Annotated in this window: 14 protein-coding genes; 6 read left to right on the top strand and 8 right to left on the bottom strand. The window is 65.3% G+C overall.

Annotation, left to right across the window (positions count from 1 at the left end):
- Positions 1 to 76: 76 nt before the first annotated feature.
- A complete protein-coding gene (locus tag NL126_RS00650) occupies positions 77 to 493 on the top strand; it encodes a DUF302 domain-containing protein (RefSeq protein WP_255196969.1) in 417 nt (138 codons plus the stop codon).
- Positions 494 to 538: 45 nt separating this feature from the next.
- Here NL126_RS00650 and NL126_RS00645 read toward each other — a convergent pair whose 3' ends face one another.
- The 6 genes from NL126_RS00645 to NL126_RS00620 form a co-directional block, all read right to left on the bottom strand.
- The gene (locus NL126_RS00645; RefSeq protein WP_255196968.1) at positions 539 to 922 is read right to left on the bottom strand and encodes an SHOCT domain-containing protein; all 384 of its coding nucleotides are present in this window, start codon (positions 920 to 922) and stop codon (positions 539 to 541) included.
- Between the two features lie 146 nt (positions 923 to 1,068).
- Positions 1,069 to 1,518, bottom strand: a complete 450-nt coding sequence (locus tag NL126_RS00640) for an ester cyclase (RefSeq protein WP_255196967.1) — start codon at positions 1,516 to 1,518, stop codon at positions 1,069 to 1,071.
- A gap of 124 nt (positions 1,519 to 1,642) precedes the next feature.
- Entirely contained in the window at positions 1,643 to 3,502 is a 1,860-nt protein-coding gene (locus tag NL126_RS00635) for a PAS domain S-box protein (RefSeq protein WP_255196966.1), read from the bottom strand.
- Positions 3,503 to 3,857: 355 nt separating this feature from the next.
- Positions 3,858 to 4,499, bottom strand: coding sequence for a hypothetical protein (locus tag NL126_RS00630; protein WP_255196965.1), 642 nt, complete (start codon positions 4,497 to 4,499; stop codon positions 3,858 to 3,860).
- Positions 4,496 to 5,155, bottom strand: coding sequence for a DUF8127 domain-containing protein (locus tag NL126_RS00625; protein WP_255196964.1), 660 nt, complete (start codon positions 5,153 to 5,155; stop codon positions 4,496 to 4,498). Before NL126_RS00625 ends, NL126_RS00630 begins: the two co-directional genes overlap by 4 nt.
- Positions 5,155 to 6,222, bottom strand: coding sequence for a tubulin/FtsZ family protein (locus NL126_RS00620; protein WP_255196963.1), 1,068 nt, complete (start codon positions 6,220 to 6,222; stop codon positions 5,155 to 5,157). The genes NL126_RS00625 and NL126_RS00620 overlap by 1 nt, the downstream gene beginning before the upstream one ends.
- Before the next feature lie 78 nt (positions 6,223 to 6,300).
- Here NL126_RS00620 and NL126_RS00615 point away from each other — a divergent pair, with 78 nt between their 5' ends.
- Complete coding sequence (locus tag NL126_RS00615) at positions 6,301 to 7,230, top strand: sulfide-dependent adenosine diphosphate thiazole synthase (protein WP_255196962.1); 930 nt, start codon at positions 6,301 to 6,303, stop codon at positions 7,228 to 7,230.
- A 3-nt stretch (positions 7,231 to 7,233) separates the two neighbouring features.
- Positions 7,234 to 8,568: a bifunctional hydroxymethylpyrimidine kinase/phosphomethylpyrimidine kinase gene (gene thiD, locus NL126_RS00610; RefSeq protein ID WP_255196961.1), complete on the top strand. Its 1,335-nt coding sequence runs from the start codon at positions 7,234 to 7,236 to the stop codon at positions 8,566 to 8,568.
- A gap of 210 nt (positions 8,569 to 8,778) precedes the next feature.
- Here the strand turns inward: thiD and NL126_RS00605 are convergent, their stop codons facing one another.
- Both NL126_RS00605 and NL126_RS00600 read right to left on the bottom strand, forming a co-directional pair.
- Positions 8,779 to 9,018 carry a hypothetical protein gene (locus NL126_RS00605; protein WP_255196960.1) on the bottom strand — a complete coding sequence of 80 codons (240 nt, stop codon included), beginning with the start codon at positions 9,016 to 9,018 and terminating at the stop codon, positions 8,779 to 8,781.
- 265 nt (positions 9,019 to 9,283) lie between these two features.
- Positions 9,284 to 10,645, bottom strand: coding sequence for a homing endonuclease associated repeat-containing protein (locus tag NL126_RS00600; protein ID WP_255196959.1), 1,362 nt, complete (start codon positions 10,643 to 10,645; stop codon positions 9,284 to 9,286).
- A gap of 994 nt (positions 10,646 to 11,639) precedes the next feature.
- Here NL126_RS00600 and NL126_RS00595 point away from each other — a divergent pair.
- From NL126_RS00595 to NL126_RS00585, 3 genes are read left to right on the top strand one after another with little or no spacing between them, the layout of a single operon-like run.
- Positions 11,640 to 12,065, top strand: a complete 426-nt coding sequence (locus NL126_RS00595) for a DUF5791 family protein (RefSeq protein WP_255196958.1) — start codon at positions 11,640 to 11,642, stop codon at positions 12,063 to 12,065.
- On the top strand, positions 12,062 to 12,943 hold the full coding sequence (locus tag NL126_RS00590; RefSeq protein WP_255196957.1) for an SDR family oxidoreductase: 882 nt from the start codon (positions 12,062 to 12,064) through the stop codon (positions 12,941 to 12,943). Before NL126_RS00595 ends, NL126_RS00590 begins: the two co-directional genes overlap by 4 nt.
- Positions 12,944 to 12,994: 51 nt before the next feature.
- Positions 12,995 to 14,134 (top strand): DHH family phosphoesterase, encoded by a 1,140-nt coding sequence (locus NL126_RS00585; protein ID WP_255196956.1) that lies wholly within the window; start codon positions 12,995 to 12,997, stop codon positions 14,132 to 14,134.
- Positions 14,135 to 14,140: the final 6 nt, after the last annotated feature.

The following is a 14,140-nucleotide window of genomic DNA, read 5'->3' as shown; positions in this document are numbered from 1 at the left end:
AGCGTGGAGACGAGTACATCGGTGACAACGTGTTCTGGTCACCGAACTTAAGTGGTTCAGTGTTGTACTGTCTTGTGTGAATTACACAATACAGATTTCGGTGTCTGGCGAGTTCGACCACGTCGTCGAGACGACGATCGACGCGCTCAAAGACGAGGGCTTCGGCGTCCTCTGTGACATCGACGTACAGGCGACGTTCGAGGAGAAGCTCGGCGAAGCGTTCCGACAGTACCGCATCCTCGGGGCGTGCAACCCGCCACTCGCACACGAAGGGCTGACCGCGGACATGGACCTCGGCGCGCTCCTTCCGTGTAACGTCGTCGTCTACGAAACCGACGACGGCGAGATCATGGTGAGTGCCGTCGATGCGCGCCAGCTCGTCGGCATCGCCGACAACGAGGCGCTCGACTCGATTGCCACCGAGGTCCACGATAGATTCGAGCGCGTCCTCGCCAGCATCGCTGACGAGCTCGAATCGCCGTCAGCGGCCTGAGTGCCGACGCCCGCCTCGACGTACCTCGACACGACGGCGTGGGAGCTACTCGTCCCGTTCGAGCGCTGCCTTCCGTGACTCGAACTCCTCGTCCGTGAGGTCACCGCGGGCGTACGCCAGCCGGAGTTCTTCCATCGCGCGGTCCCCACCAGCCGTCCCGGTGACCGCCCGGTAGATGAGGTAGCCGGCGCCGACCAGCACCGCGAGCATGAGCAGTTGCAGCACGATACCGACGGCGACCAGCCAGCCGGATACAGTCCCGGCCTCACCCATCCCGAAGCCCCACATTCCGGGGCCACCGGTCCCGCCCATCATCGAGCCGTACCCCATCATCCCGAACCCCATCAGGAGGGCGGGAATCACGAGGATGGCTCCGAGGGCGACGAGCACCGCTGCAACGAGTTGCCTGTCTGTCGTGGTTGTCGTCATGGATCTCACCTTCGGTGGAGCGTCGTGTTGCTCTCGCGAGAAGATACGACCGCCGCGTTCAACCACTTTCCCATTCAAAATGTGGGGTTACATCGCCCGGTGTGCTTTCGACTCGAAGGCAAACTCGGGTCGGAACTATCGAACGTTCAGCTGGGCGGCATGGACAGCTCGGGTGCGTCCACGATGCCAAGCTGGCCGAGCATGCCGAGCATGTTCGGGAGGACCCACCGTTCGGCGATCTGGCCGTCCTCAATGCGGCTGAACACCGTGTTCTCGACCTCGAAGGACTTGCCCGTCGCCTCGATGCCCATGAACGGGCCGTCGTGGGTGCCGCGGAGCGTCACGCGCATGGCGACACGGTCGCCCTCGGTGACGGTGTCCTCGACGGTCGCCGAGAAGTCGGAGAACGCCTCGCGGAGTACCGACATCTGTGCTTTGAGCGCTTCTCGCCCCTCGAGGTCGCCGAACGGGCTGTGGTCGACGACGTCGGGCGCGCAGATCTCGTCGACGAGTTTCAGGTCGCCGCGTGTCGCGATGTCTTCGGGGAACCGGCGCGCGAGCGCCTCGTTTTCCGTGGTCGTGGATGTGGATGCCATCGTGGTTTCACCTATTGCACCCGCCATCGACCAACTCGCCCCCCACGTCGGCGACGAGCGCTAGCTGTGATAGGACCGCGAACACGTTAATCCTTAGCACGCCTGCCGTGACAGGTCGCGGTCGTCAGCGCACGCCGCCGAACTCGAATCTGGCACCACCCGAGTCGCTTTCGGTCACTCGGACTGACCAGCCGTGGGCGTCGGCGATCTGCCGCACGATGGCGAGTCCGAGGCCGGTGCCCGTCTCGGTGGTCGAGTAGCCGGTCTCGAACACCCGATCGCGCTCCTCGACGGGGACACCGGGGCCGTCGTCTTCGACGTAGAAGCCGTCTGGCGTGTCGCCGACGGTGACCGTCACCGACTCGCCGCCGTCGACACTGCCATCGCCACGCGATGTGCCTCGGGTGCCCGTCGAGCCGTGTTCGACCGCATTGCGAAACAGGTTCTCGAACAGCTGCTGGAGCCGTCCGCGGTCGGCGATGACGGTCTGGTCGGTGGCACACGAGAGCGTCGCTTGCGTCGTTACGGCGGCGTCCCAGCAGTCGTCGACGACGCTCGCGAGCACGACTGTCTCGGTGGCGCTGCGGTCTCCTTTGCGGGCGATTCGGAGGAGGTCCTCGACGAGCGTCTCCATCCGGTCGTGTGCCTGCGCGACGGCCGCGAGATGCTCGCTGTCGTGGTCCTCGCGAGCTAGCTCCAGTCGGCCGGTGGCGATGCTCAGTGGGTTCCGCAAGTCGTGTGAGAGGACGCCCGCGAACTCGTCGAGGCGGTCGCGCTCGTGCTGGAGCTCGGCTTCCCGGCGCTTGAGCTGGGTGACATCGGTGGCGACGCCGAACACCGCCACCGGCCGCTCGGGGTCGTGTTCCTCGCCCGTATCGTAGATGGGGACCTTCGTGGAGAGGAACGTCCGCTGCTCGCCGTCGACGATGACGTGCTCCTCCGTCTCGACGGGCTCCCCGGAGTCGAGGACGGCGCGGTCGTTCGCCCACACCTCGTCGGCCATCGTCTGCGGGAACAGCTCGTGGTCGGTCCGACCCACGATGTCGGCGTCCTCGATGCCGAACAGCGTGCGGTGGCCCTGATTGACGAAGATGTACCGCCCCTCGCGGTCCTTCATGAACATCGGGGTCGTCGTGTTCTCGAGGATGGCGTCGAGCCGGCGCCGCATCACCTCGAGTTCTCGCTCGTGTTCCTGTCGCTCGGTGATGTCCTGGAACTGCGAGAAGACGGCGACGACTTCGTTGGCCTCGTCGGTGACGAGCCGGTTGTGCCACTCGACGACGATTCGTGTGCCGTCTTTCCGCAGGTTCTCGTTGACGCTGTGGTAGCCACCGCGGGCCTCCGAGAGTGCATCCGTGACGGCGTCGACGCTGTCGTAGCTGTCGCTGGTGACGATCTTCTCCCACGTCTCACCCTGCAGCTCGGCTTCGCTGTAGCCGAGAATCTCCTCGCCAGCGGGATTCAGACGGACGATTCTGAACTCGGGGTCGAACTCGATGACGCCGAGCGGCGACTGCTCGATGAACAGCGAGAGTCGCTTCTCGCTGTCCTCTAGCGCCTGCTGGGCGCGGTGCTGCTCGACGGCGTTGATGATTCGGTTCGCCAGTAGCGTGTAGTGACTCGTGCCGGATTCCTTCTGGAGGTAGTCGGTGACGCCCGCCGTGATGGCGTCGCTCGCCACCTCCTCACTTCCCTTCCCCGTGAACAGGATGAACGGGAGGTCGGGGTCGGTCGCGCGGACGGCGTCGAGAAACTGGAGACCGTTCCGCCCCGGCATGTCGTAGTCGGAGACGATGCAGTCGAACGAGCGGCTCGCGAGCAGGTCGAGCGCCTCGGCGACGCTCGTGGCGGTCTCGGTGTCGAAGCGGTCGTCCACCATCGTGAGCTGGCTCGCCGTCACCAGCGCGAGGTCCGGCTCGTCGTCGACGTGGAGGACGAGGATCGGCTCGCCGGTATCGCGCCGCTGCAACGGACTCACGTTCATGGCTGTCGCGTCTCGCTGTCGCGGGGCGAATCTCCCGGGGCGACGCTGCCGCCTCCGGGGGCAGACACGGCTCGTCGGTCGGGCGTCGTCGGGGTAACGGGTGCGCTACCGCGGCTGACTTCGGTGCCGCCCACGAGCGGGCGGCGCGGAGTGGCTGTCGTCATGATGCGTAGTTGCCGGGCCCCCGGACCGGTCGTCGACCGGCGTCCCGTCGGTCGCCGTCCGGCTCTCGACGCGCACCTGGCACCGCCGGAGTCGGCCGGGTCGTGGGACGCACTATACCACCCCGTTCTCCCTCATCGTATGTAGCTACTCCCAGAACTGTCGGCCTTCAGACTCGTCTGGCGATCGGCGGTCAGTCACGGCCCCGTACAGCGGTCAGTCCGAGCAACAGCCCGCCGACGGGTGGGGCCGTGACGCGCACGACGTCACCCCACAGCGGCACGCCCGCGTCGCGGACCTGGTGGCGGTAGAGCGTCACCCACGCGCCGTCGTGCCGGACGAGGTACGCCCGGTCGCCCGGTGGGCGGTCCGCGGCAACCGTCGGTGCGTGACCACCGAGCGCTGCGCGGGCCACCTCGGGGAGGTGTTTCGGCGGAGTCGCGACGAGCGCGTACAGCCGGTCGATGTCCTCGACGTGGTCGACGGTGATACGCGTCCCGTCGTCGGTCTCGGTCGTGTTCACCCAGTAGTACCGGAGGCGGCCGTCGTCGGCCAGTGCCACCGCTCGTGGGAGGTTGAGATGGCTGGACGAAACGACCACGCCGCCGTGGTCACGCGCGTACCTGATGAGTCCACACGTCCCGTCGTCGGCGTTGACACCGAACCAGCAGCTGGCGTACTCGCCGCGGTCGGCGAACGGCTCGAGACGATAGCCCTGTTTCTGTTCGGTCTCGTACTCGTAAGCGGCCAATCCCCCGTTCGGGAAGACGAACGCCGGGCTCGTGACGAGCACGAGCCCCACGACGACGAGGAGCGCACGAGCGCGCCGTGTCATTTACTCCGTCCCCGATTTCGGTGCCCGCGTCGCCACCCCGCGACGGCCACGAGGCCGACGCCAACGAGCGGTAGGGCCGGCCGCACGAGCGAGACGACGTGCGGCGGGTCGTCGCTCCGCATCGAAACCTGCCGCACCCGGTAGAACGCGTCGTCCCGAGCGACGACGGCGCTCCACGTCTCCGTCCGCCGTGTCGTCTCCACGGTGCCCGCCGCGACCGCCCGCTGGAACGGTTCTTCCGCGTCGTCGAAGGGGACGGCGAGATGCTCGAAGACAGCCCGCCAGTCGGTCGTCTCGTGGACGCTCAGCCGGAGCCCCTCCTTCGTCGACGCGGTCCGGACCCAGAAGAACGACGAGGTGATGCCCCGGTCGCTTCGGTGGCGGAGCACGACCAGCCGGTCGCCGTCGTACGCGGAACTGTTCTCGAACAGCAAGGGGCCGGAAGTGCGTGCCTCCTGTAACACGAAACACGCGGGCGTCCGTGGGGTGCTACTGCACCACCGCAGTTCGCTCCGCGAGACCTCGACCGCCTGCGCGCCGAGGTCCTGTACGGGCGTCGCCTCGTAGCGGTAGGTCGTCGGTCCGTCGGCCGCCGGCAGGAACAGCGGCGCGGCTGCGAGCAGCAGGCCGCCGACGACCAGCGCTGCGTACCGCATCAGAACAGGCCGTCGAGCTCGTCGCTCACGAGCGACTCGGTCGCATCTTCGTGTTCAATCTCCTCCGAGGCGGCTCGCGCCCGCTCCATGAACGCCTGCACCCGCGGGGAGCGTTCGACCCCACCAAGCAGGACGAGCGCGGCGAGCCGGTCCGACTGGAGGGGGACGTCTCCGCCCCGGACCTGCATGCTGTCGAGTTCATCTTCGAGCCACGAGCGGGCGGCCTCGACGCCCTTCCGCGAGATGCGGTCGGGCCGCCCCGCGACAATGAGCAGTGCGGCTTCGGCGTCGGTCGCGTCCGGCAGGCTCGTCCCCGTCAGGAGGGCGTTTCTGGTGACGGAGGTGATGGCGTTGAGGTTCTCGTTCGCGTCCTCGCTGGCGGCAGCACTCGCGTACCCGACCGCGGCGAGCCGACTCCCCCGGAGGGTGTTGATGATCTCACTGGTGTCGACCACGTTCTCGGCGACGCCGTCGCGGCTCTCGCCCGCGGCGAACAGCAGGCCGATGCGCTGGGCGATGTTCGCGTTGATTTCGGCGTAGCCCTCGGTCATCGACTCCCCCGAGGAACGCCACGCGTCGTTGTCGATGAGGATGGTCGAGTCGGCCTCGCGTGCCAGGGTCTTCAGCGACCGCCCGGCGTTCTTCTGGTACAGCGAGCCCTCGTCGCGCCCCGGCAATATCCCGAGGACGTACACCGGGATGTCGTAGACGCGCTTGAGTTCGTGTGCGAGGACGGGCGCGCCGCCCGAGCCGGTACCGCCACCGAGGCCGGCGACGAGCACGATGGCCTCGGCCGTCGAGGTGATGCGGCCGTCGAGCGCACCCATGACTTCCTGGCTGTCGGCCTGCATCACCTCGGCGCCGAGTTCGTTGTCGCCACCGACGCCGTGGCCCTTCACGCGGTTCTGCCCCACGAGGAGCGTGTCGATCTGGAGGGACTGGAGGTCCGTTCGCGCGGAGTTGACGGCGAGAGCGCCGGTCACAGAATCGCGCGCGAGGTCGTGTCGAGCGAGGGCTTCGGCGAGTTTCCCGCCGGCCTGCCCGACGCCAATCAGGGCGACCTTCATGGAGCCGAAGTGATGCGCCCGGCTATTGAGTGTTGGCCACACCAAACGCTTAATTACTTGGTAATATTACTGGGTAGTATGCCGTTCCAAGGGTTCGCCGACGCGGACGAGGCACAGGTCACGAACGCCATCGCACGGTCGTGGAGCGAGGAGTTCCTCGACTACACGGACACGGACGTCATCGTGGTCGGTGGCGGGCCGGCCGGACTGGTCGCCGCGAAGGAACTCGCCGAGCGGGACGTCGACGTGCTGGTCGTCGAGAAGAACAACTACCTCGGCGGTGGCTTCTGGCTCGGCGGCTTCCTCATGAACAAGCTCACCGTCAGAGCGCCCGCGGACGCGGTGTTAGACGAACTGGACGTGCCGTACGAGCCGACCGACGAGGCCGACGGGCTCTACCTCGCGGACGGGCCGCACGCCTGCTCGGCGCTCATCCACGCGGCGTGTGACGCCGGCGTGAAGATCCAGAACATGACCGAGTTCACCGACGTGGTCGTCCGCGAGGACCACCGGGTCGCGGGCATCGTGATGAACTGGACGCCCGTCCACGCCCTGCCTCGTGAACTCACCTGCGTCGACCCCATCGCCGTCGAGTCCGACCTCGTCATCGACGCGACGGGCCACGACGCCGTCGTCGTCTCGAAGCTCCACGAACGGGGCGTCGTCGACGCACCCGGCGTCGAGCACGCCAGCGAACACACCACCGGGATGGACGCCACGCCGGACGACCAGTACGGCGCGCCCGGTCACGACTCGCCCGGTCACGACTCGATGTGGATCGCCGACAGCGAGGACAAGGTCGTCGAGTACACGGGCAAGATCCACGACGGCCTCGTCACGGCGGGGCTCTCGACGGCGACGACCCACGGCCTCACCCGAATGGGACCGACGTTCGGCGCGATGCTGCTCTCGGGGAAGCGCGCCGCACAGGTCACGCTCGACGAACTCGACCGCTCGGCACCCACGGTGGCGATGCCCGGCGACGGTCCCGCACCCGCCGACGACTGAGCGATGCGCCCCGCTGCTCCCCAGTCGCGGCCGGTCGCGCTCACGGTCGCCGGAAGCGACTCCGGTGGCGGTGCAGGCATCCAGGCCGACCTCCGGGCGATGGCTGGCTGCGGCGCGTTCCCGACGAGCGTCGTCACGAGCGTGACGGCCCAGCACACCCGCGGCGTCGAGGGGTCGTTCACGCTCCCGGCCGCAGAGGTCGACGCTCAGCTCGACGCCGTCCTCGGCGACTTCGACGTCGGTGCGGCCAAGACCGGGCTGCTCGCGACGCGCGAGGTGGTCGAGACCGTCACCGACCGGCTCACAGACGCCCCGTTCCCGCTCGTCGTCGACCCGGTGATGGTCGCCACCTCGGGCGACCGCCTGCTCGACCCGGACGCGGAGCGCGCCTACGAGCCGCTGCTCGAAGCGGCGACGGTCGTCACCCCGAACTACGACGAGGCTGCGGTACTCACGGGGGTCGACGTGACCGATGCGGCGAGCGCCCGGGACGCCGCTCACGCGCTCCAGCAGCGGGGTGCCGACGCCGTGCTCGTCACCGGCGGCCACGGGGCCGGAGACCAGGTCGTCGACGTGTTCGTCTCCGACAGCGGCGTCCGGTCCTTCGAGCGCCCGCGCGTCGACACGCGTGCCACGCACGGCTCGGGCTGTACCCTCTCTGCAGCCATCGCCGCAGAGCTGGCTGGCGGCGCTACGATAGAGACGGCCGTCGCTCGCGCCGGCTCGCTCGTCCACCGGGCAGTCGCCCAGCCGAACGACGTGGGAGAGGGACCGGGCGCAGTGCAGTCACTCGTGGACCTCCGTGACGCCGCGGCCCGCGAGCCGACAACGGAGGCCGTCTACGACCTCGTGGACGCGCTGGTCGCCCGTGACATCCAGTCGCTCGTTCCCGAGGTCGGGCTGCAGGTCGTCGGTGCGACCCCGAGTGCGTCGACGCCCACCGACTGTGCGGCCGTCGAGGGGCGGCTCATCCGGACGCAGTCGGGGGTCGTCCGCCCGCGTGGTGTCCGGTTCGGTGCGTCGAGTCACGTCGCTCGTGCCCTCATCGCTGCCCGCGAGTTCGACCCCGAACTCCGATTCGCAGCCAACGCTCGACGCGTTGGCGTCGAGGACCGGCTCGCGTCGCTCGACGGACCCGTCGGGTCGTTCGACCGCGCCGAGGAACCTGCCGACGCCGACACGATGGACTGGGGTGTTCGCCGCGCCTTCGAGACAGCCGACGGTCAGCCGGTCGCCGTCACCGACGCAGGGGCGGTCGGCAAGGAGCCGATGGTCCGGGTGTTCGCTCGTGACGCCCCGACGCTCCGCGAGCGGCTGTTCGTGCTCGCCGGTGTGTAGCGCCTGGAATCGGGTACGAGCGACCACAGGTTCAAGTACGAGGTCGGGACCACGCCCCGTATGTCACTCGAGGACCGGCTGGACGCGGTCGAACTCGGCTTCGACGCCGCAGCGGCCCGAACCGACGACCCTGTTGAAACCCCTACTCGGTGAGAGGTGTCTGCAGCCGTGCTGCATACAGAGAACGTAGTGGTTGGTTCAGGGGACTAGCTATCGGATGTGGAAGAACTCTTCAACGTCGTAGTCTCGTCCGCTGTTGAGGTTTGTGAGATAGGGGGCTTCCGTTCCCGTGAGAAAAAAGCGATATCGCCCTCCTCGATTCCCCTCCACTTCAAACGAGTTCTCCGAGACGCTCGTAACGGTCTGCGTGTGTTTTCGGCCGTTCCAGAGAACCTCGCTTCCCCTCTGGACCTTCTTCATCTCCTCTAGGAGATCGGACGTAGATTGCACATCAATGGGTGTTTACTAATGACTCAAAATAGTTCTCCCACACTCGCGAACCGTCGAACTTTGTCCCATACGCCATACACAATCTCGGCTGAATCAGCACTGGCAACGTGAAATCAACCGGCACCCAGGCTGAACTCACGCCCTATATTCAGCACGTCGATTGTATCCACTTACGACGGTTTCAACAGCGTTTGCTCGGCCGATACGGAGATCGGCTGGAGTCCGTCGAGGTAAGATTTGATGCCGGACGTGAGCCCATCGGTACTTACTCGAAATCCGGACGCCCCGGTGCTGCCGCTTCCCACCGTTTGTGATGCGTGACACAGACACTCACGAGATTGTCTAGGGCGTTAGCCTTGTCATAGTTGATTCCACCTTGGTTGAAGAACGTCCGGAGCGGCTGAAGATGGTGAACATGTAGTCCGGTGTGATATTTCTCGCGATGTTGCTCGTCCGTGATGCTACAACCGGGCGTCTGGCAGATGTAGTTATCACGTTCGAGGGTGCGTCGGCGTTGTTCTGCCCAATTTGCCCCATAGTACCGACACCCCCTTGGCCACTCCTCAGGACCCTTCCAGGAGTGATGCTTGACTCCCGTTTTCGGACCCGGGTGCTCGTAGCCGGCGGCGCCAAGCACCTCGGTCCAATCTCCGAATCGGTCGTGAAACGACTGCACAGAGAACATGCCTCGGCGGTGGTATTCCATGCATCTCGGCGGATGACCGAGTTCTGATTCGAGTCGGTCAATATCGGCGAGGAGTTCTTCATCAGGAATATCTCTACGCAGATTCGGTTCAAATCCGGCCTGACGCAGTCCCTCGTTCCAACTTCCGAAGCGAGTCTCAACGAGGCTTGGCGAGTAGGAACCATCGGTTTCCATTGCTCGAATCGTCGGTACACGGCCAAGTTCGGTTGCGAGATCGTGAATCGCCTCAATCAGTTCGGATTCAGTCGCTTTATTCGCTTGTTTTGGATGGTATGGCTCGAATCCGGCTGCCCGAATCCCCTTGTCGTAGGAGCCAAATCGGCTACGGATGAGTCCCGGCCATATTGCTCCCTCCTCGATCATCTCTGAGGCGCATGGCGCCCGATCCTTCGTATCCGCGAGATTACGAATTGCTGCGATGATTTCGGTAGTGGAGACATCCCAGTTTGGCAAGTGACCCTTGCTGATTGCTTCGCTCACGGGCACATACCCCGCAGCTCGCACCGCGTCTGTCCACGAGCCGAACTTCGCGGCAGCTGCATCTATAGACACCGCACCTTCCTCAACCATCGTCTGCTGACTCGGCGCGTGTCCCAGACGTTCGGCAAGTGCTCGTATCGCATCGAGGATGTCCTCCCGGGGAATGGAGTGTCGATGCACGGGCTCAAGACCGGCAGCCTTGACCGCGTCATTCCACGTTCCAAACTCATCGAGAACTGTGTAGTACGAAATCGATCCCTGGTCGTCCATCTCCTGCTGAGTCGGCGCACGCCCCAATTCAGCAGCAAGCTCACGGATTGCGAGGAGTTTCTCTATCGGGTGTATTCGCTGGTTGTGTTTGACCATGTGACCGCCCTTCTTCGCAGGGCTGTCAAACGATTCACCACACCGCTCACACACGTAGCTACTGTCGTCAGTCATGGAGTTTCACGAGGCACTTCGATTCGCCCCTCGCCCGTCAGGGGCGGATAAACTCCCCGGCGGTCGCTGAAGCGGAACTACCCCTAATCGAATCGCAATCACAGTCGCTCCACCGCAGAGATTTGTATACACCACGTAGACGCGTCCAGGGATCCGAAACCACCAAATACGCCCTGAGATGGGGCTAATGCAGCCGTATATAGCGTTAAATCTCCGCTACAAAGCTTCTCCCAGGATTATATACGGGATGCACGGGGGCGTTCATCCTTCTCCGGATAGTCAAACGGTCTCTGGTCACAGGAGACGAAGGATAGCAGCCCACTACTACCCGATTCAATCTCCGGTAATCCCGGGGGTGTCTAACCATGATTTCTAATATTCAGCCGAATTGGGCTATGTACCCCGGGATTTCTCATGCCTATACTTCGAAAAGCGCGGTGGTTCATCATTCGCCGAATACCAGCAGAGACCACCACTGTGGCCAGAATCCCGTGATATCGACAGTATTCAAGAAATAAATGTGTCCACAATACAGGAACTTTCTCACTAGAGAACGCCTGTTAGAATGCCTCTATGTCCTGTGTACGCAGTTTAACCACTTATCGAATCCAAGCGACCCTTCGGTTGAGATTAGACCGAATTTGATATCTGCCGACATCATACCGGAGACGTTCTGTATCCCTGGTATCGTTCCTTCGAGAAGAGTCATCCAAAAGCTTCTATAATGTTGTCAGGAGCCGGGATCTCTTGGTGGAGGAATATACGTGCTGAGGGGGGAGTATTGAGCGGATATGGCGCCGTATATACGGTTCTGATTGGCTGTGACTGAGAGGTGGATGTCAGAAATCAGCATAATAACCGCCCTCTACGGGCCGTATACGATTTGGGCGTCAGTACCAGAGACCCAAGACAATATTTGATTGTCTGTAGTGATAGCCTCACTTCTTCAGGCCGAACACCACATCCACTTAATCCCCCATCCCATACCAGAGGTATGTTCCACGACCTCGCCGACAGCCCCGGCGAGAAAACGGCCGACGAACTGTACGCGGCGTACGAGGCGGAGCTCGTCGACATCGTCGACGAAGCCGGCGTCGACCACGTCGCCGAGGCGTCCGGTGTCGACAGCGAGACGTTGCAGGCGCTGGTCGACGGCGAGAGCCCCGACCTTGACCTCGAGGATGCGGCCGCCATCCTCGCCGTCGGCGTCGACGAGCATCCCGAAGATATCGCGGTGCTCTCCCGAGACGCCCTGCTGCTGGGAATGACCAACGCGGTCTACGACGTGGAGGCGCTCTCGCGCGAACTCGACGGCGACCTCGAACCCCGCGAGATTCAGTCGAAAGTGGAGGGGCGGTTCCCGATGACGCTCCGGGAGTTCGCGCTGCTCCACGCCACCATCCAAGAGCGGGTCCGATGAGAGTCGCCATCCTGGGCTGTGGCTACGTCGGGCTCGAACTCGCTCGCCAACTGCGCGACGCCCACGAGGTAATCGGCGTCCGGCGTTCCGACGCAGGGCTCGAGGCAGTGCGCGAGACCGGGGCGGAGGGCGTGAAAGCCGACGTGACCGACGGCGAGTCGCTGGCGACGGTTCCGGACGTGGACGCCCTCGTCTTCGCCGCCTCCTCTGGCGGGCGCGGGGCCGACGCTGCCCGCGAGGTGTACGTCGACGGCCTCGAAACCGCCATCGACGCGTTCGCGGCCCGCGCCGCACCGCCCGAACGACTGATATACACCTCCTCGACGGGCGTCTACGGCGATCACGGCGGCGACTGGGTGGACGAGTCCACACCCATCGAGCCCACCACGGACAAGACGCGAGTGCTCGCCGAGGCCGAGCGCGTCGCCACCGAGTACGCCGCCGAGCGTGGTATCGAGGGAACGGTCGCCCGGTTCGCCGGACTGTACGGCCCCAACCGCTACCGGCTGGCGCGGTATCTCGAGGGTCCTGTGACGGCGGGCTACCTGAACATGGTCCACCGAGACGACGCCGCGGGGGCGGTCCAGTTCATCCTCGAGGACGAGATCGACGACGAGGCGCTCGTGGTCGTCGACGACGAGCCCGTCGACAAACACATCTTTGCCGACTGGCTCGCGGACGAATGTGGGGTCGACCGGCCACCCAAGCGTTCGAAACAGGAGCGTATCGAGGCCGGAGACCTCTCCGAGGCTGCGGAACGCCGCATCCTGACGAGCAAACGGTGTTCGAACGCCCGGCTCCGTGAACTCGGCTACGAGTTCGCGTATCCGACCTACCGCGAGGGGTATCGGGCGGCGGTCGACGCGTACCGAAGCTAGAGTTCCGAATACGGGGAAAGTTCTTATCCAATACGGACAGTTGTACGCGCAATGCTCGCAGCCTTGGGGAGGGTGCTGGCAGTCGCCGTCGGCGACCCGCTAGTACTCGCGGCGGTCGGACTCGGTCTCCTCACCGCCGGTATCGCTGGTGGCTGGGGGATCAAGCGGTGGCTCGAAGCCCCCGTCGACCGGCTCTGTCGTGTCCTCAAGCGGCGCGACGAGGTCGTGGTCCTGATGCACCCCAACCCCGACCCGGATGCGATGGCGAGCGCGATGGCCGTCGCCCACCTCGCCGAGTCGGTCGGGACCGAGGTCACGCTCCAGCACGCGGGAGCCGTCAAGCACTACCAGAACCAGGCGTTCGTCGCCACGTTCGACCTCGAGTTCGAACCCATCGAGGACGCCAACTGGCTCGCGTGCCGGGACGTCGTCCTCGTGGACCACAACGAGCCGCGGGGGTTCGCCGGCTCGCGGGGCCTCGACCCCATCGCCGTACTCGACCACCATCCGGGTGAGGGGACGGGCACCGAGTTCACCGACGTTCGGCCCGACTACGGTGCCTGCGCGACGCTCCTGACGGAGTACCTGCGCGACCGGGCAGGCGACGAGCCGTTGCCGACCCCGCTCGCGACGGCGCTGCTGCAGGGTATCCAGTCTGACACTCACTCGCTCACGCGCGGCTGCACGCCCGCGGAGTTCGAGGCGAGTGCGTATCTCTACTCCTTCGCGGACCCGCAGTTGCTCGACCAGGTCGCGACCCCCTCCGTGCCCGGCGAGTTCCTCGACGTGCAGGCGCGCGCCATCACGAACCGGCAGGTGACCGAGCCGGTCGCCATCAGCGACGTGGGCGAGGTCGAGACCGTCGACGCCATCGCGGCAGCCGCGGACGAACTCCTCCGGCTCGACGGCACCGACGCGGTCGTCGTCTACGGCGCGAACGACGAGACGCTCCACCTCTCTGCGCGGTCGAGCGACGCGGCCATCCACGTCGGGAAGGCACTCCGCGAGGCGGTCGACGACATCCCGATGGCGAGCGCCGGCGGCCACGCTCGGATGGGTGGTGGCCAGCTTTCCATTCCGCATCTCGACGGTATCGGGCCCGGGCCGGGCGTGAGCCGCAGCGAACTTCGGCAGCGACTGCTCGACGCGATGCTCCCCGAACGGACGCTCGAAGTCGAACAGCCGAGTTAATCCCGC

This window comes from Halorarius litoreus, assembly GCF_024362405.1.
GTDB classification, from domain to species: domain Archaea; phylum Halobacteriota; class Halobacteria; order Halobacteriales; family Haloarculaceae; genus Halorarius; species Halorarius litoreus.
Note: the sequence above shows the minus strand (reverse complement) of the source record. Positions and strands in the feature narration are given on the sequence as shown.

Coding starts and splice junctions, on each gene's coding strand:
- NL126_RS00585 (WP_255196956.1), top strand. CDS start 12,995: ATGCTCGCAGCCTTGGGGAGGGTGCTGGCAGTCGCCGTCGGCGACCCG.
- NL126_RS00640 (WP_255196967.1), bottom strand. CDS start 1,518: ATGGCATCCACATCCACGACCACGGAAAACGAGGCGCTCGCGCGCCGG.
- NL126_RS00595 (WP_255196958.1), top strand. CDS start 11,640: ATGTTCCACGACCTCGCCGACAGCCCCGGCGAGAAAACGGCCGACGAA.
- NL126_RS00590 (WP_255196957.1), top strand. CDS start 12,062: ATGAGAGTCGCCATCCTGGGCTGTGGCTACGTCGGGCTCGAACTCGCT.
- NL126_RS00625 (WP_255196964.1), bottom strand. CDS start 5,155: ATGCGGTACGCAGCGCTGGTCGTCGGCGGCCTGCTGCTCGCAGCCGCG.
- NL126_RS00615 (WP_255196962.1), top strand. CDS start 6,301: ATGCCGTTCCAAGGGTTCGCCGACGCGGACGAGGCACAGGTCACGAAC.
- NL126_RS00620 (WP_255196963.1), bottom strand. CDS start 6,222: ATGAAGGTCGCCCTGATTGGCGTCGGGCAGGCCGGCGGGAAACTCGCC.
- NL126_RS00645 (WP_255196968.1), bottom strand. CDS start 922: ATGACGACAACCACGACAGACAGGCAACTCGTTGCAGCGGTGCTCGTC.
- thiD (WP_255196961.1), top strand. CDS start 7,234: ATGCGCCCCGCTGCTCCCCAGTCGCGGCCGGTCGCGCTCACGGTCGCC.
- NL126_RS00635 (WP_255196966.1), bottom strand. CDS start 3,502: ATGAACGTGAGTCCGTTGCAGCGGCGCGATACCGGCGAGCCGATCCTC.
- NL126_RS00630 (WP_255196965.1), bottom strand. CDS start 4,499: ATGACACGGCGCGCTCGTGCGCTCCTCGTCGTCGTGGGGCTCGTGCTC.
- NL126_RS00600 (WP_255196959.1), bottom strand. CDS start 10,645: ATGACTGACGACAGTAGCTACGTGTGTGAGCGGTGTGGTGAATCGTTT.